The sequence below is a fragment of the Rickettsia endosymbiont of Ceutorhynchus obstrictus genome, assembly GCF_964026565.1.
GTDB lineage: Bacteria > Pseudomonadota > Alphaproteobacteria > Rickettsiales > Rickettsiaceae > Rickettsia.
In genome coordinates this window covers 1153114-1175485 of the sequence record NZ_OZ032162.1, presented here as the reverse complement: position 1 = coordinate 1175485, position 22372 = coordinate 1153114, and the positions used below count along the sequence as shown (strand labels likewise).

Sequence of the window (22372 nt, the reverse complement as noted above, 5' to 3'; positions counted from 1 at the left end):
TATGGTAATGTAAAGATTTGATGTCATTCCCACATGGATACCATAAACGTCATTGCGAGGAGGCATTTATGCCGACGTGGCAATCCAGGAAAAAAAACAGCAAAAAATGCTATGAAAATTATTATTTTCTGGATTGCCACGCCGCTTGCAGCGGCTCGCAATGACGTTGCAGGTATCCACGCAACAATGCCTTCAGTCGCTCGCAATGACGTTTAGGGCATCAACACTATAAAATACACAATGGTTGTCATGCTTAATATTTGTTTAATTATTCTTTTCCTATTTATTTGCTTAATGACTTACCTTTTCATTAAGGCAATAGATGCTTTTACTCAGCTGTTAATATTAAATAGCTTTACAAGCATTATGACGTTATTAATTTGTTTTTGCGGATCGTATCTAAGAAATAGCTCTTATTTAGATATCGCACTTATTTATCTTTTCTTAAGCTTTATAGCTAGTAATGCTTATTTAAAATATTTTTTACATCAATCTAATCAGAATTAAACATGGTCGTAAACATAGCACACGTTATAATATTAGGAAGCGGCTTAAGTGGTATGCTTACGGCACTATCGATGGCAAAAATCGGTATTAAAACTACTATTATCGAAAGTAAGTCAATTAAGGCAAATAACTTTTATAGCGATATAAGAAGTACGGCCCTAACACCGGCTACTAAAAATTTTTTGAGCCATCTTGAGATATGGTCGAAAATTGAAAATTTAGCGGCTGAAATGCAGGACGTGTATGTAGTTGATAATAAAGCACCGGAGATATTGCATTTGAGAAATAAGCTACGATGTCATTCCCGCGCAGGCGGGAATCCGGAAAACATCCTAAAATCCAAAAATAAATGCGGAATGGAAAAAGACCTAGATTCCCGCTTTCGCGGGAATGACATCAACGAGCTAGCAGCTCCTCTTGGATATGTAGTAAAAAATAGTGAGTTTAAAAAAGCTTTAGTGACAAAAATAAAAGAGAGTTCTTTTATTAATCTAATCGATGAATGTGAATATAAAAAAGTAGAAAGCAACCCCGATCACTGTGTTATAACACTAGATAATAATAAGAAAATCACTTGTAATTTACTAATAGTCTGTGACGGATATCACTCGAAAGTTCGCTCATATTATTTTAGTGAGGAAGTAGAGGCATCTTATCAAACGGCACTTACCTTTAATATTAAACATGAAGTAAAGCATGATAATTGCGCCATGGAGCATTTTCTGCCGCTCGGTCCTTTTGCTCTTTTGCCGTTAAGAGATCAAAATAGCTCTTCGGTAATATGGTCTACAGAGCTTACGCAAGCGTCTTTGCTGCAAAATTTATCTGCTGAAGAATTTACATATTTAGTGCAAAGAAATTGCGGTAAGTCTTTAGGCAAAATTACTATTGATAGTGAAATTTCAGCTTTTCCTTTAAAGGCTCGTTTAGCAAATAGGTATTTCCACAACCGGATAGTGCTGATTGCCGATAGCGCTCATATTATCCATCCGCTCGCCGGTCAAGGTCTTAATCAGGGTATAAAAGATATAGAAGTCTTAACAAAACTGATAAATATTACGGGAATAAAAGAAGAAACCTTGCGGCAATATCAGAAATTAAGGCAAGACGATAATTTTATTATGTATAAAATTACTGATGAGCTAAATAATATTTTTTCAAATTATTCAAAAAATTTAAGATGTTTAAGACAAATAGGGTTTAAGGCGATAAATAACTTTAGACCTATTAAAAATTTAATTACTAGTTATGCGATGGGAGAGAGGTGAGCAGTGTTACATGGCTTAAGAATCGTCATTGCGAGCAGCTGTAGGCTGCGTGGCAATCTCATCAAATATCCTGAGATTGCTTCGTCAATTACTATGTAATTTTCCTCGCAATGACGATTTGGTGTCCACGCAGAAATAACATAGAACGTAATTTTATGAGATATGTATGAGTAAAGAAAATTTAAGCACTAAATCATCAATTAATACACCGGAAGGAATAACGAGGCCCAATCCTGAACCGCAAAAAGAACGGCAATCGCAAAATAATAAACCAATAGAAAAAAGAACGCTGAAAGAGGACAAAGCACTTTTCGGTGCTAGAGCCGGTCGTGCTGCACTTGCTGCGGGCGGGGTAGCAGTTGAAATAGTAAAGGGGATCAGTAAAGTTGCCGTTACCCATGATCCTACTCATATAGCAGATGCAGCAATTAATGTAGGAGAAAAAGTGGCAAAAGCTTATGATCCGATTGATAAGCTTCAGCAAGGTGCAAAAATTAAAGAAAAAGGTCCACGAAGCCCTAGTTTAGCTGATAAGGCATTAAATAAAATCAGAACGATGCCCGGTGCTGAAACTGCAGCAAATGTACTAGAAAAAACATATAAAACGTTAGGTAGTAAAGCGGTAAAACGTACGGCTAGAATTGGCGGCGTCATGGTATCGTTAGCTCTTAACCCCACTCCCGTCGGGCTTGGTCTTGCTGCACTTTCTTTAACAGCCGTTGCTTATAATGTCGGAAAAGAAACTCTAGAAGTAAGAGCGGATAAACATTTAGATAGAAAGAAAGAAACCTTAGAAAATATTAAAGCTAATTATGTAAAGCAAGTAGAGTTAGTAGTTAGTACTCAAAAAGATAAAGCAAAAGATAGCCCTGCACTTAAAAATTTTCTAGATACTAAGTTACCTAAAATTTATCAAGAAAAAGCTGAACCTGAAAAATTAAATACAACGAGAACTAAAGAGATTTTAAAAGCAGTACGAGATAATGTTTTAGAAGTAACAGCTTTAGTTGCACAAGCAAGTTCGGCAGGCGGTATTATAGCCGCTGTAGCAGCAGGTGTTATTGGAGGAGGAGTTAATATAATAGGTGAAGCTGATAACAAATTAGTACGTATGGAGCAACACAACGCCAAAAAAAATCAAATAAATAATTTAAAAGCATCGATAGGAAATTATGAAAATACGAAAGACTTACTTGAAAAAGAAAGGCAAGCAAAAATAGATACCAAAGCATTAGAAGAGTTTTTAACTACAACCCCTAAAATTGATCAATTAAGTGAGGGACAGTTAAGAGAGCATTTTAATGTAACAAGAGCAAAAGTAGCAGAAAGGCAGGAATTTTTACCTCCGCCTGAAAAAACTAGATATGAGAAAGTGAAATCAGCAGTAAAAGCGGGAAAAGATTATTTTGTTGAGTCACAGTTTGGGGATTTAAAAGAATTATATAGCTCGGATAAAGAAAAATCAAAAAATACTGAGGTGAGTCCCCCTATAGTAAAAGCTGAATCAGCTAAATCGGTTGAAGTAACTAAAGAAAAAGTAAAAGAACAAGCGCATCATATGCAAGAGAGCTTAACACACGGCAACGTTACGGCATATAAACCGAATATCTCTTCACCTATTGTTACTCCTACTAATGCTTCTCATAAAAAACAAAATGAATCATCACGAGGTTAATTTGACGGTAGAGCTAAATTCAGAAAGCTTTAGACAAGATGAATTTGAGGACAAGCCTGCGCAGCGTACTAAAGTACGTAAGCACAGGCGAATGTCGAAAAATTCGCTTGTATCAAGCTTTCTGAATGACGCTGTAACAAAATTTTATAATTATTTAATAAATTATATTTTACCGCCGAGATGCTTATCATGTTCAGAAATACTAAATAGTAAAGGAGAATTTTGCGCTAGCTGCTGGGGTAAGCTTGATTTTATTGCTAAACCGTATTGCCAATTATGCGGTCGTAAACTTGCAATAGCGATTTTAGATAATTTTTGCTGTACTCGTTGTTATAACAACAAACCGAATTATGATTTAGCGCGCAGCTTGCTTAAATTTAATGAATATAGTAAAAAAATAATCCATCAATTTAAATATCAAGATAAAACCGTATTTGCCAAGACTTTCGCAAAGCTGTTATACAATAGATACGGCAAAGAAATTGCCGATATCGATTTAATCGTACCGGTGCCGATGAATAGGTTTAAGAGGTTACTGCGAATGTATAATCCCGCTCATATTTTAGCTCAGGAAATTGCCAAAATAACCGATAAGAATATAAAAGCCGACATATTAATCAAAGCAAAATGGACGAAATCACAAACATTTTTATCTAAAAAGCAAAGGATGAATAACATCAAAAAGAGTATTAAATTTAATAAAAAACACAAAATTACCAAACAAAAAATTTTATTAGTCGATGATGTAATAACTACCGGTACCACTATTGATGAATGCGCTAAAATTTTACGCCGAGCGGGTGCTAGTTCGATATCGGTTATGACAATTGCGATGACATGATATACTCAGATAGAACTTCAAAAATTGCCTACTCTTTTGCTTTCAAGAATTGCTCTTTCATTTTATCGAGGATTCCTGTACTCACGTACTAAGCTGTACGCTGCGCTCAGTCACCTCTCAAAATAAAATTCAATTCTTGAAAGCATGTGAGTATATGCCGTCTTATAAGCTCGCAGGTAGCCACGTATTAAGTATACGCTGCACTCCGAGGGTTTTAGACTCCTTGCTCTTTTTGAAGTTGATCTTCGTCTATCAATTTTTCATTTCACAGCAGTATATACCGGCTTTGTTGCATGGTTCGATAAAAGCAGTAGTATGTCATTCTAGCTAAAGGCGGGAATCTAGAAAATTATAGTCATCCTGAATTTATTTTAGGATATATTAATGAGATGCTGAAACAAGTTCAGCATGACAAGACTGGATTCCCGCCTTTAGCTAGAATGACATCGAAAATTTGAGCTACGCAACAAGACCGTTGCCGGAATAACATCAAATTAATTATGCTTATTTACTTTTCTTGATCCGCATTAGTTAGTATGTTATGTTTTAACCTATAAAAATTTATTATAAATCATATGCCGCAAATTTATTTTAACGGTCCTGTCGGACGAATTGAAGGAGTTTATACAAAATCTGCTTTACAATATGCTCCCCTTGCGTTAGTTCTGCATCCTCACCCGTTATATGAGGGAACTATGAATAATAAAATAGTTTACAACTCATATAGAATTTTAGCCGATAACGGTTTTACGGTACTGCGAATTAATTTCAGAGGAGTAGGGCGTTCTCAAGGTAAATTTGACAATGGTGTAGGTGAGTTAATAGATGCGGCAACCGCCCTTGATTGGCTTCAGCAAAATAACCCTAATAGCGGTATTAATTTAATATTAGGGTTTTCATTCGGTGCATGGATAGCTATGCAGTTGGTAATGCGTCGTCCTGAAATCAATAATTTTATTGCTATCTCGCCGCCGGTAAATAAATATGATTTTTCTTTTCTATCGCCGTGTCCTATCCCCGGCTTTATCTTACAAGGCGATAATGATAGCATCGTGTCAGTTGATGAAGTACGTAAATTAGCAAATAAATTATCTAAGCAACAATCACATATAAAAGTTGATTATAAAATAGTTACCGGAGCAGATCATTTTTTCCGTTATAAAACTGAAGAATTTACGCAAGCGATAAATAAGTATTTAAAATCAATAGATACTAATACTCACTATCAAAATGCAAATAATAACAAAAATATCAATAAAAGCTCTAATAAATTGTTTTTGTATTAATTTAAGAAGGTCTATTGTTAGGCGTTGTTGCACGGCTCTTTTTGCAAAGTGTTTCGGTGTCATGCCGAGGCCCCTCCCACGGCATCCAGTCTTTTTACTAAGATTTTTTCTGGATACCGTGGTCAAGCCCACTACTGTACGAACGTTTAAATAAAGAGGTAAAAATTCTGTCATTCCGTGGCTACGACCACTTCAGTCCAGCTTATAATATCATAAAAAGATTCTAAAATAAGTCTAATATGGCTTTATTTTCCTGGATGCCGTGATCAAGTCACGGCATGACACAGCCTTTTTTCAACGTTCGTACAGTAGTGGGTCAAGCCACGGTATGACACCGTACTTGTAATAACCATAATACAGTAAATTATGAGCCATGCAACAACGCCCTATTGTTACGTGGATGACCATATTTTAATAAAAACTAACATCTTGTTAAAAATAACTTAACAAAAATTAAATATTCTGTGTATATTCTAGCTTTTAAATAGGAAAAGCTAGAATGAAAAAATATTTTACCCCCTCTATATTGAAATTTATCTATGTAATATTAATTTTTATATATAGTAGCTCATCATACGGAAATGAAAAAATTGAAGCCATACAAGATTATAAACCGATATTCTTACCGGTTTCTACACAAAATAAAAAAATAAAAATCGCTATCCGTTCTTATACGCATTTTTCAGAATCATTTTTTGTTTTAGTAGACCCTTATTCATTCAAGACTGAAATATCCTTAGCTAATAAAGTAACCTTTTCCGGTAATAAAAAAAAGCAGCGTAATATTATAAAAACTTTAAATAAAACTCCTTATTTAAAAGCCTTGAATAAATATAGTTATCCTCCTTATATCCGGCAAAATTACGGTGCTACGGAATCAATGTATAAAAGAAAGGGTTGTTTTCTAACTATTGATATGTGTCCCTCTTCTAAAAGCTTTGAAGAAGATTTTTTTAAAAAATTAGTGGAGCTATCGGATCAATTACATAAGCCGCTACCTATCGCCGTATGCATATCGGGGTTATGGATAGTTAAACACACGGATGAATTTTTATGGTTAAAAAAACAACAGGATAGCGGTAAATTACAAATAACTTGGGTTAATCATTCCCTTACTCACCCTTATTTTAAGGATGCTCCGTTTGAAAATAATTTCCTGCTTTCTAATAAAAAGGATTTTGAAAAGGAAGTTTTTGAAACGGAAAAAATATTATTACAATATAATATTGCGCCGTCGCCTTTTTTCCGCTTTCCCGGTTTAATTTCCGATAAGACATTAGTTATGAAATTAAAAAAATTCGGTCTTATTCCGCTTGGAAGTAAAAGCTGGCTCGCCAAAGGTGAAATTGTAAAAGAAGGCTCTTTTATATTAGTACACGGCAATAGCAACGAGAAAAAAGGTATAGATTTAATTATGCCGATGCTACCAGATTTAAAATTATTGCCTATTCAAAAAGCATTTTTACCGTAAGTTTCCTCATTGCGAGGAGGCAATGCCCGCGTGGATGGTTAAAAGCGCTTAAAACTTGTCATACCGTGGTCAAGCCGGCGTTGTTGCATGGCTCGATAAAAGCAGCGGTATGTCATTCCCGCGAAGGCATTGTTGCGTAGATCAAACTCATTACAAAAAAACACCGTCATTGCGAGGAGGGACGTAGTCCCGACGTGGCAATCCAGGCTATCCCGAATGTAATGAGGGATTTAATTAGAATGCCACGCCGCTTACGGCGGCGACCTTGTTGCATGGCTCGAATTTTTGCAAAGTGTTTCGGTGTCAAGCCACGGGTATGACACCGTACTTATAATAACCATAATACAGTAAATTATTAGCCATACAACAACGCCTGAAAACGGGAATCCAGAAAAGTATTTAAGCGAATTATATAGTAAATTTTTATATAATTTTGTTTATTTTAAGTATTTTTCTAGATTCCCGCCTTTAGCTAGAATGACATACTGCTGCTTTATCGAGCCATGCAACAAAGCCCACAGCGGCTCGCCATGACGTTTAACGTTCCACGCGGGCATTGGCGACCATGGTATGACACCATACTCAAAAAAAACTACTCCACCACAATATTGCCGATTACTCCTCTATAGTAAATATTCGGATTATACATAGATTCGCTATAGACGGCAGGAGTTGCAAATATTCCTTTATTGATAGCTTTTATTTTATATTGATATTTTATTTCGTAATTTGGAATAGTGCCGAATAGAATTACTCTATCTTCGCGACGCTCGATATTGATAGGTTGCCAGATAAGCGTTTTGTTGTCATCTCGTAATATATTTATAGTATTATTTGCCGGTAATAATTCAAAACCGGCAGGCAGTAAGTCTAACACCACAATATTATTAAGTATATCCTTATTACCTGACCTTAATGTTAGAGAAACAGTAACATTATCGCCTAATTTTACTTTATTAACTTCTTTATTATTTTCATCCAAATATTTTCTTGTTATCTCAATTCCTTTATTGATCTCTTTATTATCGTTTAACGACTTATCAAAACCTGAAGTTAAGAGCTGATAAAAGAATCCCTTCGTCGATGAAATTAATTCTAAATTTTGAGTATCGCTTGCCGCAAAGTCTACAGTCATTATTTTATTGCCTTGCATTGAAAGCTCTTGCTGTTCTTTATCATGACTATAGGCTTTAACCTTAATACTACTTTCTTCTACATTATTTATATTATCGGCATAAGCAATGCTTGCCATAATTGCGTAACTTGCCGCTAAACTATTATAATTATCATTCGATAAGTTAGCAATTTCCTGAACGATTAATTTGTCGATAGTCTTCAATCTTTCCGGAAAATGCCGTGATATTATATATAGATACTGACTATATTTTATCAAAGCATTATAATATTGATAGTTTGAAAGCGTGGACGGGTTAATAGGTTTATTTAAAGTAAAACTGTCAAGGAGACTATTAGCTTCCTCATTCATTTGTAACATTTTATAGCTAGCTGCTAAATACACCGAAGTGAGATCATCCCGCCAAATATCTTTCTGAGAAGTTTCTAAGTAATTTAAAACATTAGCAATATAATTAGTAGTGATCTCATTATTTTTGGTAAGTATATAAATAGCATAGGCTTTTTCTCGTGCGGCATTTAAAGAATTAATTGACCTATTTGCCGTATTTTTAAGGTAATTTATGCCGGACGTAAAAGTATCGCTCGGTACGGGCAAGTATTTTGCCGAGCTTTCCGTTAAAAAATGCATAGCGTAAACGGAAATAAAATCGTCAGAGATACTAGCGCTTGAAGTATTAGCTGCGTTACTCCACATATTAAATCCACCGTCATAATTTTGTCTTTCGCTGAGAGTTTGAAACGCCTTATATAATGATTCATCAATTTTTTTCCGCTCAAGCTCAAGAGTTTTTATTAATTCTTGTTCGTTATATAATATGACATTAGCAAAATTTTTGCTTATTAATTGCTCGGTAGAAGCAAACGGATAATTATCAAGATAACTTTTAAAGCCCCTAGTAATAGCTAGCGGTGATTTAGCAACCGATAGCTGAAGTTTGGCAAATTCTGTATATAAGTCTCTAGAGGTTTTTAGGGTAATTTTATCAAGCGGCGCATATCCCGTATCGATAGTAGTAATGTTCGGTAGAGGAGGGCGGACGCTAGCGGTAGAAGTCATTACCGATTTCGTATTATTCAAAGAGGCGGTTACTTTAAAATTTGCCGAACCGAGGCGTGAAGTAGCTTTTAATTTAACGTTAATACTAGTTTCTTTATTTTCACTTATTTTTATCTCACGAGGATAGTCTAGTATTTGAAGCCCTTCGCTTGTTTCAATATTTATCGAAACTTTAGCATTTCCTGAACCCTTCACGTTATTTGCGATTGTTACGGGAGTTATAAATTCGTCAGTCGGTGCAACGAATAAAGGTAAATTCGAGCTAATCACGAAATCTGATTGAACGTAAAGCTTAGCATCGGTGCTACCTACCGAATCAAGAGTTGTCGAAACGGCCATAACTCTTAAAGTGCCGTTAAAATAATCGGGAATATCGAACGTAACTTCTTTTTTATCTAACGTTGAGTCGATAATTCCTGACCAAAAGGCAACGGGAGGCTGATCTGATCTTTTAAACGGATTTAAGTTTTTGTTTAAATCTATAAAATTATCGCCTCCGGGGGCTGCCATAAAGCTTTTCATCATAATAGAATTTTCCGGTAATATTAAATCCATAATATGCGAAGTTTTGACCTCTAACGCTTTATCTTTAATAAAATAATTAAGCGGGTCGGGCGTTTTATAATTGCTAAAAGATAAGATACCTTCATCAACGGCAAATATTATAATTTTGCCGGGTTTAGAGGTGCGATATTCTACTGTCAATTTCTCACCTGATTTTATTTTGTCAGGTACGGTTAATTCAATTTTTTGCTCATGCTTATAGATATCGGCAGTAAAGGGCAAACTTGCATAGCTGAAAGGAGAAACAAAAATTTCTTTAGAGTCTAGCTCTCTTATAAATTGTACATTAATAAATCCTTTGCCGGCAAAATCTTCGGGAATTTTAATTTCTTGAATACTGCTAGTTTTACCTGCTTTAAACCGGGTGAAATTATGGACTTTATCGGTTTCGATAGTAATTAAGCCGTAGCCCGTATAAGGAGCTATAATATTTAAAAGAATTTTTTCACCGGATTTATAGTCACTTTTATTTAGTTTTAAAGTAAGGTTAGCGTTCTCGGTTAAATTTGCGGTAACATTCCCTTCGCCGAGTATTGAAAATTCCGCCTGAGAAAAAATAGTATTATTTTTATCCGTTAAATAAATAACATAGTCCCCCGGCTCTTTAGTAGGCAGGTTATAAATATAGCCGGACTTTTTTGTTATATTAATCTCGGTTGAGGATAAAGGAGCTTCGACCGGTGTCGATTGATAAGAATAACTACCGTCACCGCTTGCAACTAAGCTATTTACATAATTAATTTTCTTCAAGATAAGCTGCAATTTTGTAGCATCTATTTTGTTACCATAGCTATCTATTGCTATAAATTCGAGCTTAGCCTTCGATTGTTGTTTGATATGTTTTAAATCATTATCGGTTTTAAAGCCGATAATATAAGGTAAGGGGGAGACGATAATTGACTTATTAGCGTTAACGCTTCTTCCTGAATCAGGTTCAAATCCTTCGGCTGAAAAAGTGAGGTTGTAAGTAGCTCCATTATATTTTGCCAGATTTAAATCAAATATTCCGACGCCCTTATCATCGGTTGTAACATCACCAAGCCGATCATTAAAGCTTTCTTTGTTTTCTTTGCCGCTATAAAATATATAATCCTTAAAAGCAGCTACCGAAAATTTGACAGGTTTAACATTAATATAAGAAGTAATTTTTCTATTTAAAGCCGGTGTGCCGTATAGATTACTTAAGCTAACCGTAGCTTTTAGATTTTTCGGTGCAATCCATAATTTATTTTTAACATCATCAAAATCTATGTTTATTTTCATTCTATCGGGTAGGAAATCCTCTACTCTTACGGATAAATTATTAAGGTAATTAGTTGCGTCTTTATCTTTAACTAAATATAAATCTATGTTATATGAACCGGTAAAAGAGTCTTCGCTAGTTTGGAATAAATACTGTGTAAATCCCTCTTCATTTAACACTATTTTCTTTTTATCTATTATTTTTCCGCGCGGATTTGTAACTTGCAACTCTAGCGGTAAGCCGTTAAACTTGCTTTGCCAGTTACTTTGTTTCACTAATATCCCTATATTGCCGCGTTCTCCTGGTTTATAAATTCCGCGATCGGAAAATAAATAAGCTTTCAGCCCTTCAGGTGAGCTTTGCGCTCCCGATACATCAAAGCGTGAATAATTAACTTCCCGATCAATTCGCCCATACGGCATAAAAGAAAAATCATCACCGCCCGTTAGCACGTAAGCAATAGGTTTCTTTTCTCTAGTGAAATCACGAATGCCGGCACGAATGGCGGGCAAAGTCGTATGACCGTCACCGTCCGTTATACCGCTTGCTATTATCTCACCGTTAAGACCTATAATATCCGCCTTAACGCCTTGTGCCGGCTTACCGGTGCTGATAGAGGAAACAAATATATGCTGCAAACCGTCTTTATCGGTTTTAACTATAAATCCAAGATCGGTTACCAAAATTAATCTTTTATCTTCTGCTACCTTGTTACCTCTTTCATCTTTATAAGAAACTTTTGTTAGGAATAAACCTTTGCTATAAGAATCTGAAGAGCCAAGTTTTAAATATTTACCGAAATCTAGCGTAGAATAACTAGGTAAGTCGGTATTTTTAGAGTCTATAGCTATATCTTCTTCAAATACTTCAGAAATATTATATTCGTTGAAAGAATATTCATTGATAAATGTCGGATTTTGGAAGCTATTATATCTACTAGTTTGACTGATTAAGTGGTTAATATCAGCTTGGTTAATTTTATCGATTTCTACGTGTAATTTATCTATACCGACTGAGTAAACTGAAAGTTTCTTCTCACCTGAAAGCGATAATATTGAGCCGTTAGACATTAATTTAACTTCTTTAAGCTCGTTAGGTACTTGCAGTATTTGGCTGTAATCATTTCCTAAAACTAAATTTCCTTTAGCTTCCATGCCTTGCTTTATTTTAAGTAACAAATACCTAGAGGGAATAGTATTAATTTTAAAGCTGTGTAATAGACCTGTTGCATAACTTGCTTCTAAAGGTAATTTGTACGTCAAGCCGGTACTCGCATCCTCACGTACGTTAGAGTACGCTGCGGTGCTGCGTTCCGTGTTTCCTTCAAATTCCTCTTTATTAGCTACGTTATGCAAGCGGTCTAATGTGTTATTTTCTGAAGCAGTGGGCAAAAGTTCAAAATTTACTTTTTCGGCTTTCTTCAGTATATCATCGGTAATTTCCTTCGGGCTTTGCCAAGCATAATCCTTTTTCCCTAAGCTTCCTTGAGAAGAAGCCGGTTTGTCTTTCGGTAATAATAATAATTCTAAGTGGTTTTTAACCTCTTCACCTGATATAGGGGCATTAGTCGTAACTATTATTATTTGCTGCGGGATATATTTATTATCTTTAACTATGGTAGCTACTGCTTTTGTAACTTTTAAATATGATGATAGGCTAGGTATTAATAACTGTTGTTTATACGAATATTTTTGAGAATTTATATTTTTATGATTAAAATCCTCTCCGCCATATAATGGTTTAACGCCGTCTTCGATGATGAAAGAAACGATATATTCGCTATCTTCTAAAGACTTTATATTAGTAATAATAGTAGCTTCAGTGTTATTATCATTAAATTTTACCGAAAAAAATAATTTTTCTGTGGTAGTAGATTTAACAAAGCTAAGTCTTTTTTCTAAAGTTTTAGGATCAATAGGATAGTTAAATTCTATTTTTGTTTGAATAAGCTTTTTGTCGTTATCTTGCAGATAATTCATTTCTTTGATAATAGGTAATAAAGGCAGAGTTTTGAAAGTGATATTATTCTGATCTAAATTTATAAATTGTGGGAAAATAGCCTTTTCATTAATAGTGACTTTATAAGTTTGGTCAGCTAAAAAATGCTCTTTCGGGGTAAAAATTATATTATAATTCCGATCAAATCGCCATTCGCCGGCAATTTTAGGTTCAATAGTTACATATTCGTTTATTTTTTGTCCTGCAATCCCTAAATCCCTATTAGGGGTAGCACACCAGTCTTTAATTCGCGTATCGCACAGATTAATATTTAAAGAATTCTGGCCGGCTAGATTTTCATCAACTAACTTAAAATACAAAGGTATCTTTTCGTTAAGACTTGCAGCAACCGCAGATAGATTTATGAAAGATAAGAAAATAACTAATATAAATCTATAAAAAATATTTTTCATATCTATAATTTTTATTTATAATAACTTTAATTATATATTAAATAAAATTTAGTAAAGCAATGGATATTTTTTTAAAGTATTTTGGCAATCAATTTTATTTAACTTGGTTCTTAATAGGATTTAGTTTTCCTTTATCTATAAGAGTTTGTCACACAAAATGTCGTTATTTACAATAAACTTTGAATATTTATAGTTTTTTCTTAATTGATATTCCATACTCGCTAGCTAATTTAAGTAATTTTTGATCAAAAGTGCAAATAGGAATATTTTCAAGTGTAGCTTCAGCAAGTAAAATGCAATCAACTATATGAATATTATATTTGGTATAATATTCTAAAGCAGTTAAAAAACATTCTTTTTTGCATTTTATTCCTTTATAAGTAAACATTTCGGATAGTGTTAATGATATTTCTTTACGTGGTATTTTATAAAATGAGGATAGTAAATATATTACTTCAGTAAATACAGTCTGTTCTATTATTAAAGTAATATGACCTGTTTTTACTTTATCAAATACTATTTTTGTCTTATCAAACATTTCTTGATTATCTGCCAGAAGATATCGTGCAATAAAATTTGTATCACAGAGATATTTCATAAATATTTCTCATTCTTTTTGAGAGTTTGAGAGATATTTTCATGCCACGCTTTTTCTCTTATTTCATTGAATGAAAGTTTGGAATCTTTTTTATAAGCGGCAAGTGCACCGCCAACATCGGAAATAGGGGATAATATGACTTGATTACTTTCATTAATTTCGATAGAGATAATATTACTATTTAGAACTTCTCTTACTTTCTTTGGTAAAGATACTTGCCCTTGAGAGGTAATAGTAAGTGTATTAATATACATATAAAAATACCATTTAAATTATTATTACATTAAATACTAGCATTGTATTATAATTTATAATACAATTAAATTAAATAATAGTATATATAATATTCAAACATTAACTTTATAAATTACCGTAAACTAAAAAATACATATGACTTTTATTAAAGAATTTGCAAATAGAGGATATTTGCACCAATGCACCGACCTTGAGCGGCTAACCGCTATAACGGCAGAAACAAAAATAGCCGCTTATATCGGCTTTGATTGTACGGCTACGTCGCTACATATCGGTAGTTTAATGCAGATAATGATTTTGCGGCTGCTGCAGCAATGGGGACACAAACCGATCGTGATAATCGGTGGCGGTACTAGTAAAATCGGTGACCCTTCGGGTAAAAATCAAGAACGTAAGGCTCTAACTAAAGAAGATATTGTCAAAAATGCCGAAGGTATTAAAAAATCTTTGTCGAAATTTATTAAGTTCGGTAGCGGTGAAAGCGACGCTATTATGCTAGATAATTCGCAGTGGCTAGATTCTCTTAATTATTTGGATTTTTTAAGGGATTTCGGCGCGTTTTTTTCCGTTAATCGGATGTTAACGATGGATTCGGTAAAGTTACGTTTAGATCGTGAGCAGCATTTAAGTTTTCTAGAATTCAACTATATGTTATTGCAAGCTTATGATTTTTACCATTTAAGCAAAAATTACGATTGCGTATTGCAGTTAGGCGGTAGTGACCAATGGGGTAATATAGTGATGGGTGCCGAGCTTATCAGAAAGCTAACCGGCAGAGAAGTATTCGGGATGACGACGCCGCTACTTACGACTTCTTCAGGGGAGAAAATGGGTAAGTCGGTCGGTGGAGCGGTATGGCTTAACGAAGACCTTTTAAGTCCCTACGAATATTATCAATATTGGCGTAATTGTGAAGATGCGGATGTTGTACGATTTGCTCGGCTATATAGTGAGTTATCGAAAAATGCTTTAGCGGAATTTGAAAATTTGGCAGAGTCGGATATTAACGGTGCAAAAAAACAATTAGCTTTTAATTTGACCAAACTTTGTCACGGAGAGGGGGCGGCAAAATCGGCGTTAGAGACGTCAATTAAATTGTTTGAACAAGGAGAAATTGACGAGAATTTACCGACTATTATTATTGAGCAGCAAATATTGCAACTAGGTATTCCGGCATTTGAATTATTTTATAAAGCCGGGCTTAGCTCTTCAAAATCCGAAAGCCGTAAATTAATTAGAGGTAAGGGCAGCAAAGTTAACGATCAAACGGTGCTTGATGAAAATATGTTAATTAACAGTAATTTTTTATTGGATGGACAGGTAATTAAGCTTTCCGTCGGTAAGAAGAAGCACATACTGGTTAAGGCTGAATAAAAACATAACAAGAAACCGTTATTGCGAGGAGGCACTAGCGTTGTTGCCTGGCTCGAAAAATAATAAAAATCCGTCATGGCGAAGCCACGAAGTAGCTGTGGCAACCCAGAAAAACATAGTCATCCTGAATTTATTTCAGGATCTACTAAAAAAAGATGCTGAAACAAGTTCAGCATGACAAGGACTAGATTGCCACGTCGGGACTTCGTCCCTCACTCGTAATGACGTTTAGGGTATCCACGCGGGCATTGCCTCCTCGCAATGACGGACTTTAATTTCACTTAGGTATATTATGAGTAAAATTAGGCTTGATGAATATTTATTAAAGTCGGGTCTCGTTGAAAACATTAATTTAGCGCAAAGCCTGATCATACAAGGGAAGGTACATAACGAATTTACGCAATTAACTAAACCAGGCATGCAAGTTGCTGTTAATAGTACTAATATTACCGTGAAACAGCCGCAGCATAATTATGTATCACGAGGAGCTTTAAAACTAATTGCCGCTTTAGATCATTTTAAAGTTAATCCGCAAAATTTGGTTTGTCTAGATATCGGCAGCAGTACCGGCGGTTTTACCGAAATATTACTTGAGAGAAAAGCGAAATTAATTTTTGCCGTAGATGTCGGTTACGGAGAATTACATCATAGATTACGAGATAATCCAAGTATAATAGTGTTAGAGCGAACTAATGCACGTTATTTAACCGATAAACAGATTACTACACCGCCTGATTTAATCGTTTGTGATGCTAGTTTTATTAGTTTAACAACGATATTGCCGGCTTCTTTAACTCTGGCTAAACAAGATTGTGAGCTTGTGGCTTTAATAAAGCCCCAATTTGAAGTTGAAAAGCATGAAGTAGAAAAAGGCGGGATTATTAAAAACTCTCTTTTGCATCAAAAAGTATGCGATAAAATTAGTTCATGGCTTGAGCGCGAGCATAATTTTAAAATATTCGGTATAATAGCCAGTCCTATTTTAGGGGCAAAAGGTAATAAAGAATTTTTAATCTACGGGAGACGAAAAATTTCATAATTTTGAATTAAATATTGCTAATATATTCTAACTGGTGTATCTTGCTTATAATACGATATATGGGTGGGAAATTAGGTGGGTTAACCCACCTTTTTTGTTGGTGGTATACTTAAAGTATCCCATGAAAATTGTCATCTAGTTGCTTGACCGGCGTGGTTGCGTGGCTTGATAAAAGCGGTAGTATGTCATTCCCGCGTAGGCGGGGCGTTGTTGCATGGCTCATAATTTACTGTATTATGGTTATTACAAGTATGGTGTCATGCCGTGGCTTGACCACGGCATCCAGTCTTTTACTAAGATTTTTTCTGGATACCGGGGTCAAGCCGGCGTTGTTGCATGGATTAGAAATTGCCATAAAAAGGGTGTCATTCTAGCTAAAGGCGGGAATCTAGAAAAATTATAGTCATCCTGAATTTATTTCAGGATATATTAATGAGATGCTGAAACAAGTTCAGCCTGACATAAGTAAGGTTGGATTCCCGCCTACGCGGGAATGACATCGAGAGCGTTTTTACGCTTCACACAACAAGGCTTAGTTGACCACGATACTGAAACACTTTGGGGTACAGCGTCATCGCGATCGCTTGATACAAGTAAATTTTTCGGCATTCGCCTGTACTCACGTACTCCTGTACGCTGCGCAGGCCCTTCCTCAAATTCATCTTGTCGGAAGCTTTCTGAATTTAGCTGTAACCAATAATAAGTAAAATTTAAAAATGCAATCCATTGAACAACAAATAATAAGCTTGATAGAAGAAACCCTAACAACTATGGGGTTTGAGCCGGTGGTTGTACGTTTGCGAGGATTAAATTATAAAACACTTGAAATATTAATTGATAGGTTAGACGGCGAAAAAGTAACGATAGAAGATTGCCGAAAAGTTAGCCAAAATATTTCCGCTATTCTTGATGTAGAAGATATTATTGATGACGCATATAATTTAGAAGTGTCATCAAGCGGTGTGGAACGCCCATTAGTGAAATTTGAAGATTATAATAGATTTAGCGGTAGAGAAGTTAATATAAAACTTAAAGCATTATTAAACGGTAAAACTCGTTATCAAGGTAAGATAATTAAAGCCGAAGATGATAAAGTTTACGTAAATCTTAAAGGAGAAGAGTTAGTAATTAATTTTAACTTAATTAAAAATGCTTCTTTAGTTTTAACTGATGAAATGTTTAAGGAATTACTAGGCAAAAAATAGCGTAAAAACTTTATTTGCATTAAAAATATACTAAATTTATGGTAAAAAAATTTATGGTAAAAATTTATGTCTAACATAGGTAATGTAGAAATTTTACAAATTATAGATTCCGTAGCTCGTGAAAAGGGTATATCAAAAGAAAATTTAATTTCGGCAGTTGAGCAAGCAGTCCAGGTTGCGGGACGAAAAAAATACGGTAACGAATATAATATTAAAGCGCAAATTAATAAGAAGACAGGTGAAATAAATCTTTTAAGAGTTCTTGAAATAGTAGAAAAGGTAGAAGATTATTTAACTCAGATTTCTCTGAAGGATGCCCTTGAAAAAACAGCGGATGCTAAAATCGGTGATGAGATATATGAATACTTACCGCCGATCGATCATGCAAGGGTGGCGGCGCAAGCTGCAAAGCAAGTAATAACCCAACGTATGGTAGAAGCAGAAAGAGAAAAACAATATTATGATTTCAAAGATAGAAAAGGTGAAATTATAAACGGTATAATTAAAAGAATAGAATATGGTGATGTATTTGTTGATTTGGGGCGTACCGAAGCAATACTTAAAAGAGAGCAATTAATTAGAGGAGAAAGCTTTAAAATTAATGATCGTGTTAAAGCTTATGTACAAGATGTAAGATTAGAAGCTAAAGGACCGCAAATTTTCTTATCTAGAACCGATAATCAAATGTTAATTAAACTATTTGAATTAGAAGTACCGGAAATTTATGATAATATTATCGAAATAAAAGCAGTAGCACGTGATCCGGGTTCAAAAGCTAAAATAGCGGTATTTGCTTCGGATACCAGTGTTGACCCCGTAGGGTCATGTGTCGGTATTAGAGGTAATAGAGTTCGGGCGGTGACAAATGAGCTAAACGGTGAGAAGATAGATATAGTATTATGGACTAATAACGTTGCTCAATTCGTAATTAATGCTTTGGCACCGGCAGAAATTACCAAAATTTTAATTGATGAAGATAAGAGAAAGGTGGAAGTTGTAGTATCTCAGGAAAATCAAAGTATAGCTATCGGCAGGCGAGGGCAGAATGTGCGCTTAGCCTCAAAGCTAACGGGCTGGAATATCGATATAATGACGGAAGAGCAAGAATCAAAAAGAAGAAATGATGAATTTGTAACTTCAACAGAATTATTTATGGAAGCTTTAGATGTTGAAGAAGTTATAGCTCAACTTTTATCGGTTACGGGATTTACTTCCGTCGAGCAAATAGCAAATAGTGAAATTAATTCGCTAACGGCGATCGAAGGTTTTGAAGAAGAGCTTGCTATAGAGATCAAAAAAAGAGCGGTTGATTACGTTGATATTAAAAACGAAGAAATTGTTAAAAAGCTTGAAGAGCTTGGAGTTGAACAAGAATTAATAGATATATTAGAACTTCAACCTGATGCTATATTAAAATTTGCCGAGTACGGCATAAAAACAATAGAAGATTTGGGAGAAGTGAATTTAACCGAATTTAAAACTTTAGCTCCGAATTCTAATATGACGGATGAAAACATTAAATTGTTAATTAAAACCGCCCGTCAACACGGAGAATTTAAAGAGAGTCAAGAAAAGGATAATATAGTTAGTTGAGCTGTATGTCATTCCTGCGAGGGCAGGAAAGCATTGTTGCGTGGCTCGGAAATTAATAAAAATTCGTCATGGCGAAGCCACGTAGTGGCTGTGGCCATCCAGGCTATCCCGAATGTAATGAGGGATTTAATTAGAATACTAAACAAGTTTAGTATAAAAATATGTTTTACTGGATGGCCACGACGCCAAGAGGCGTCTCGCCATGACGTTATTGGACTATAATAATTTAATAATTGCTAATTATAGGCGGTAAAGTTATACTACTCGTATTTCGAGAAACTTTATACTAAATATAATATTGCTACGGAAAGGTTTAACATTTATGACGAATAACCAGGAAATCAAACCCAAAAAGTTGACGCTTGGCAATTCAAAACTATCGCTTAATAAACCTATTGAGTCTCTTAGTGGGCCTCAAAGCTTTGTTAATTCTAAATCTAGAACATTAGTTGAAGTTAGAAAAAGTACCGTAACCGGCGGTACACTTTCTTTAGGTAAAGAAAAAAATAACTCAAATCAAAATCTAGAATCGACTAATGAAGAGTTTAATAGGCGTTTATCTATTCTTAAAAAAGCTGCAGAGCAGGCAAGGTCTAACGAAAATGCGCCTATAAGCACTTTAAGCAGACTTGCTAGTATGAATCAAGCGACCATTCAAAAAGAAGAACCTCCGGAAGATTTACCGCCTGAAAATGATACCAAATCGGTAAGGTTTGAAGAGACGCAAGAAGATGCTACTACGACTAATGCAGACTTACAAAAACCGGAAAAGAAAGTAGAAGCTTTTGTAAAATCTCCTTTGATCGGCGTTCGTAGCCGTTTTGGCATTGAATCGGAAAGTGATATAGGAAGAGAGAAGTTAACGGAAGGAAAAATAGTTGCGCCGAAAATCAAAATTGAAGAACCAAAGAAATTAAAAAAGACCGACATCTTTAATATGCTCGGTGAAGACGGCGGTGATTTGGGGGGCAAAACTAGAAGCCTTGCATCAATAAAAAGAGCTAGAGACAAAGAGAAACGAAAAGCGCAGCAGCAGCAACCGGAAAAAATATATAGAGAAGTTACGATCCCTGAAGTTATAAGTATTAGCGATTTAGCAAGCGGTATGTCGGAGCGGGCTGTTGATGTTATAAAAGAACTAATGAAATTAGGGATTTTGGCAAATACCAGCCAAATGATCGATGCAGATACGGCGGAATTAGTCGCTACAAATTTAGGTCATACGGTAAAAAGAGTTCAAGAATCGGATATTGAAAATATTTTAATTAATAAAAATGAAAAAGATGAAGATTTAAAGCCGCGCGCTCCTATTGTGACTGTTATGGGGCACGTAGATCACGGAAAAACTTCATTACTCGATGCTTTAAAATCTACCGATATTGCGGCACAGGAAACCGGCGGAATTACTCAGCATATCGGTGCTTATAGAGTTACTTTGGAGGGCGGTAAAGCCATTACTTTTATTGATACCCCCGGACATGAAGCTTTTTCGGAAATGCGCGGTCGAGGAGCGCAAGTAACGGATATAGTAATAATAGTAGTTGCCGCAGACGATGGAATTAAAACTCAGACCATCGAAGCAATTAATCATGCCAAAGCTGCTCATGTTCCTATAATTGTTGCCATTAATAAAATTGATAAGCCCGATATCGATATTGAGAAGGTTAAAAATGAGCTTTTTGTTCATGAAATTATAAGTGATGAGACTGGCGGGGATGTTATGGTTATACCGGTTTCTGCTTTGAAAAAAATAAATTTAGATAAATTAGAAGAGGCAATTTTACTAGTTGCCGAAATGCAATATCTTAAAGCAAACCCGGTCGGTGCCGCAGCCGGAGTCGTGATCGAATCAAGAGTTGAAAAGGGAAAAGGCATAGTTGCAACTATATTAGTACAACAAGGTAACTTAAAAAACGGTGATATAATAATTGCCGGTACTTCTTACGGTAAAGTTAAACGAATGAATAACGATAAAGGATTAGAAATACATTCAGCATTACCGTCTGTACCGGTTGAAGTTTACGGCTTAAATGAAGTTCCGCATGCGGGCGATAAATTTAACGTAGTTCAAAATGAGAAACAAGCAAAAGATATCGTAGAATATCGCACACGTATCGTAAAAGAGCGTAAAATCTCTATTGCTCCGCGATCAAGCTTGGAGGAGTTATTCCTTAAAGCTGCCGGCACGGGTAAAATAAAAGAACTGCCGGTAATTATTAAAGGGGATGTTCACGGTTCAGTTGAAGCTATTAGCGGTAGCTTGTTAAAATTACCGAATGATGAAGTGAAACTTCGAGTTCTGCATAGCGGGGTAGGACCGATAACGGAATCCGACATAACATTAGCGCAAGCTTCCAAGGCTATTGTGCTTGGCTTTAACGTTAGAGCCGGTAATAATGCTACGGCAATGGCGGAAAAAGAAAAGGTGGAAATTAGGTACTATAGTATAATATACGATTTATTAGATGACATAAAAGCGATAATGAGCGGTATGCTTGATCCCATTATTCGAGAGCAATATATCGGTTCGGTAGAAATTAGACAAGTATTTAACGTTTCAAAAGTCGGAAAAATAGCCGGCTCTTATGTAACGAAAGGAGTTATAAAGAAAGGTGCCGGCGTGCGCTTATTGCGTGATAATGTGGTAATTCACGAAGGCAAGCTTAAAACTCTAAAACGTTTTAAAGAAGAAGTTAAAGAAGTTAGAGAAAATTTTGAATGCGGTATAGCTTTTGAACATTACGAAGATATAAAAGAAGGCGACGTAGTTGAAGTTTTCGAGCTTATTGAAGAGAAAAAACAGTTATAAGTCGGTATTAATGTCTTTATGATAGTTGCCCGGCGTTGT

Annotated in this window: 20 protein-coding genes and 2 pseudogenes; 16 read left to right on the top strand and 6 right to left on the bottom strand. The window is 35.2% G+C overall.

Features of this window, described 5'->3' with window-relative positions:
• Window positions 1–23 precede the first annotated feature (23 nt).
• Window positions 24–206: a hypothetical protein gene (locus AAGD64_RS06610; RefSeq protein ID WP_341792823.1), complete on the bottom strand. Its 183-nt coding sequence runs from the start codon at window positions 204–206 to the stop codon at window positions 24–26.
• A 43-nt stretch (window positions 207–249) separates the two neighbouring features.
• Between AAGD64_RS06610 and AAGD64_RS06605 the strand changes: the two genes are divergently transcribed.
• From AAGD64_RS06605 to AAGD64_RS06585, 5 genes are all read left to right on the top strand, one after another.
• The gene (locus AAGD64_RS06605) at window positions 250–507 is read left to right on the top strand and encodes a monovalent cation/H+ antiporter complex subunit F (protein ID WP_253307486.1); all 258 of its coding nucleotides are present in this window, start codon (window positions 250–252) and stop codon (window positions 505–507) included.
• A gap of 2 nt (window positions 508–509) precedes the next feature.
• Complete coding sequence (locus AAGD64_RS06600; protein WP_341792822.1) at window positions 510–1775, top strand: FAD-dependent monooxygenase; 1266 nt, start codon at window positions 510–512, stop codon at window positions 1773–1775.
• 166 nt (window positions 1776–1941) lie between these two features.
• Entirely contained in the window at window positions 1942–3450 is a 1509-nt protein-coding gene (locus tag AAGD64_RS06595; RefSeq protein ID WP_341792821.1) for a hypothetical protein, read from the top strand.
• Window positions 3431–4291: a palindromic element RPE3 domain-containing protein gene (locus AAGD64_RS06590; protein ID WP_341792820.1), complete on the top strand. Its 861-nt coding sequence runs from the start codon at window positions 3431–3433 to the stop codon at window positions 4289–4291. Before AAGD64_RS06595 ends, AAGD64_RS06590 begins: the two co-directional genes overlap by 20 nt.
• 575 nt (window positions 4292–4866) lie before the next feature.
• Window positions 4867–5577 (top strand): alpha/beta hydrolase, encoded by a 711-nt coding sequence (locus AAGD64_RS06585; protein ID WP_341792819.1) that lies wholly within the window; start codon window positions 4867–4869, stop codon window positions 5575–5577.
• On the opposite strand, the gene AAGD64_RS06580 is transcribed toward AAGD64_RS06585, so the two are convergent.
• On the bottom strand, window positions 5494–5751 hold the full coding sequence (locus AAGD64_RS06580; protein ID WP_341792818.1) for a hypothetical protein: 258 nt from the start codon (window positions 5749–5751) through the stop codon (window positions 5494–5496). The genes AAGD64_RS06585 and AAGD64_RS06580 overlap by 84 nt on opposite strands.
• Window positions 5752–6076: 325 nt before the next feature.
• Here AAGD64_RS06580 and AAGD64_RS06575 point away from each other — a divergent pair, with 325 nt between their 5' ends.
• Together AAGD64_RS06575 and AAGD64_RS06570 are read left to right on the top strand one after the other, a co-directional pair.
• Window positions 6077–7048: a hypothetical protein gene (locus AAGD64_RS06575; RefSeq protein ID WP_341792817.1), complete on the top strand. Its 972-nt coding sequence runs from the start codon at window positions 6077–6079 to the stop codon at window positions 7046–7048.
• Window positions 7049–7103: 55 nt separating this feature from the next.
• Window positions 7104–7235: a hypothetical protein gene (locus tag AAGD64_RS06570; protein WP_341792816.1), complete on the top strand. Its 132-nt coding sequence runs from the start codon at window positions 7104–7106 to the stop codon at window positions 7233–7235.
• Window positions 7236–7640: 405 nt separating this feature from the next.
• Here the strand turns inward: AAGD64_RS06570 and AAGD64_RS06565 are convergent, their stop codons facing one another.
• The 3 genes from AAGD64_RS06565 to AAGD64_RS06555 all read right to left on the bottom strand — a co-directional run bounded on the left by AAGD64_RS06565 (window position 7641) and on the right by AAGD64_RS06555 (window position 14312).
• Window positions 7641–13460: a palindromic element RPE1 domain-containing protein gene (locus tag AAGD64_RS06565; RefSeq protein WP_341792815.1), complete on the bottom strand. Its 5820-nt coding sequence runs from the start codon at window positions 13458–13460 to the stop codon at window positions 7641–7643.
• A gap of 187 nt (window positions 13461–13647) precedes the next feature.
• On the bottom strand, window positions 13648–14058 hold the full coding sequence (locus AAGD64_RS06560; protein WP_341792814.1) for a PIN domain-containing protein: 411 nt from the start codon (window positions 14056–14058) through the stop codon (window positions 13648–13650).
• On the bottom strand, window positions 14055–14312 hold the full coding sequence (locus AAGD64_RS06555) for an AbrB/MazE/SpoVT family DNA-binding domain-containing protein (RefSeq protein WP_253307494.1): 258 nt from the start codon (window positions 14310–14312) through the stop codon (window positions 14055–14057). Before AAGD64_RS06555 ends, AAGD64_RS06560 begins: the two co-directional genes overlap by 4 nt.
• Window positions 14313–14448: 136 nt before the next feature.
• On the opposite strand from AAGD64_RS06555, the gene tyrS reads away from it, so the two are divergent.
• From tyrS to AAGD64_RS06535, 4 genes are all read left to right on the top strand, one after another.
• Window positions 14449–15687 carry a tyrosine--tRNA ligase gene (gene tyrS, locus AAGD64_RS06550; protein ID WP_341792813.1) on the top strand — a complete coding sequence of 413 codons (1239 nt, stop codon included), beginning with the start codon at window positions 14449–14451 and terminating at the stop codon, window positions 15685–15687.
• Window positions 15688–15730: 43 nt separating this feature from the next.
• Window positions 15731–15865 carry a hypothetical protein gene (locus AAGD64_RS06545; RefSeq protein ID WP_341792812.1) on the top strand — a complete coding sequence of 45 codons (135 nt, stop codon included), beginning with the start codon at window positions 15731–15733 and terminating at the stop codon, window positions 15863–15865.
• Between the two features lie 114 nt (window positions 15866–15979).
• Window positions 15980–16726: a TlyA family RNA methyltransferase gene (locus AAGD64_RS06540; RefSeq protein WP_253307496.1), complete on the top strand. Its 747-nt coding sequence runs from the start codon at window positions 15980–15982 to the stop codon at window positions 16724–16726.
• A gap of 214 nt (window positions 16727–16940) precedes the next feature.
• Window positions 16941–17129: a hypothetical protein gene (locus tag AAGD64_RS06535; RefSeq protein WP_341792811.1), complete on the top strand. Its 189-nt coding sequence runs from the start codon at window positions 16941–16943 to the stop codon at window positions 17127–17129.
• 80 nt (window positions 17130–17209) lie between these two features.
• Here the strand turns inward: AAGD64_RS06535 and AAGD64_RS06530 are convergent, their stop codons facing one another.
• A complete protein-coding gene (locus AAGD64_RS06530; protein ID WP_341794221.1) occupies window positions 17210–17335 on the bottom strand; it encodes a hypothetical protein in 126 nt (41 codons plus the stop codon).
• A gap of 107 nt (window positions 17336–17442) precedes the next feature.
• Between AAGD64_RS06530 and rimP the strand changes: the two genes are divergently transcribed.
• The 5 genes and pseudogenes from rimP to infB form a co-directional block, all read left to right on the top strand.
• On the top strand, window positions 17443–17931 hold the full coding sequence (gene rimP, locus AAGD64_RS06520) for a ribosome maturation factor RimP (protein WP_341792810.1): 489 nt from the start codon (window positions 17443–17445) through the stop codon (window positions 17929–17931).
• A 66-nt stretch (window positions 17932–17997) separates the two neighbouring features.
• Window positions 17998–19524: a transcription termination factor NusA gene (gene nusA / locus AAGD64_RS06515; RefSeq protein ID WP_253307499.1), complete on the top strand. Its 1527-nt coding sequence runs from the start codon at window positions 17998–18000 to the stop codon at window positions 19522–19524.
• Between the two features lie 36 nt (window positions 19525–19560).
• A complete protein-coding gene (locus tag AAGD64_RS06510; protein ID WP_341792809.1) occupies window positions 19561–19746 on the top strand; it encodes a hypothetical protein in 186 nt (61 codons plus the stop codon).
• A gap of 100 nt (window positions 19747–19846) precedes the next feature.
• A pseudogene (locus tag AAGD64_RS10625) lies at window positions 19847–20171 on the top strand (translation initiation factor IF-2); the annotation flags it as partial.
• 107 nt (window positions 20172–20278) lie between these two features.
• A pseudogene (gene infB / locus AAGD64_RS06505) lies at window positions 20279–22333 on the top strand (translation initiation factor IF-2); the annotation flags it as partial.
• Window positions 22334–22372 lie beyond the last annotated feature (39 nt).

Bases quoted from the DNA above. Each gene is read 5' to 3' on its own strand.
- AAGD64_RS06535 (WP_341792811.1), top strand. From the start codon at position 16,941: ATGGCTCATAATTTACTGTATTATGGTTATTACAAGTATGGTGTCATG.
- rimP (WP_341792810.1), top strand. From the start codon at position 17,443: ATGCAATCCATTGAACAACAAATAATAAGCTTGATAGAAGAAACCCTA.
- tyrS (WP_341792813.1), top strand. From the start codon at position 14,449: ATGACTTTTATTAAAGAATTTGCAAATAGAGGATATTTGCACCAATGC.
- AAGD64_RS06540 (WP_253307496.1), top strand. From the start codon at position 15,980: ATGAGTAAAATTAGGCTTGATGAATATTTATTAAAGTCGGGTCTCGTT.
- AAGD64_RS06585 (WP_341792819.1), top strand. From the start codon at position 4,867: ATGCCGCAAATTTATTTTAACGGTCCTGTCGGACGAATTGAAGGAGTT.
- AAGD64_RS06590 (WP_341792820.1), top strand. From the start codon at position 3,431: ATGAATCATCACGAGGTTAATTTGACGGTAGAGCTAAATTCAGAAAGC.
- AAGD64_RS06565 (WP_341792815.1), bottom strand. From the start codon at position 13,460: ATGAAAAATATTTTTTATAGATTTATATTAGTTATTTTCTTATCTTTC.
- AAGD64_RS06575 (WP_341792817.1), top strand. From the start codon at position 6,077: ATGAAAAAATATTTTACCCCCTCTATATTGAAATTTATCTATGTAATA.
- AAGD64_RS06555 (WP_253307494.1), bottom strand. From the start codon at position 14,312: ATGTATATTAATACACTTACTATTACCTCTCAAGGGCAAGTATCTTTA.
- AAGD64_RS06580 (WP_341792818.1), bottom strand. From the start codon at position 5,751: ATGACAGAATTTTTACCTCTTTATTTAAACGTTCGTACAGTAGTGGGC.
- AAGD64_RS06600 (WP_341792822.1), top strand. From the start codon at position 510: ATGGTCGTAAACATAGCACACGTTATAATATTAGGAAGCGGCTTAAGT.
- AAGD64_RS06560 (WP_341792814.1), bottom strand. From the start codon at position 14,058: ATGAAATATCTCTGTGATACAAATTTTATTGCACGATATCTTCTGGCA.
- nusA (WP_253307499.1), top strand. From the start codon at position 17,998: ATGTCTAACATAGGTAATGTAGAAATTTTACAAATTATAGATTCCGTA.
- AAGD64_RS06530 (WP_341794221.1), bottom strand. From the start codon at position 17,335: ATGCCGAAAAATTTACTTGTATCAAGCGATCGCGATGACGCTGTACCC.
- AAGD64_RS06605 (WP_253307486.1), top strand. From the start codon at position 250: ATGCTTAATATTTGTTTAATTATTCTTTTCCTATTTATTTGCTTAATG.
- AAGD64_RS06595 (WP_341792821.1), top strand. From the start codon at position 1,942: ATGAGTAAAGAAAATTTAAGCACTAAATCATCAATTAATACACCGGAA.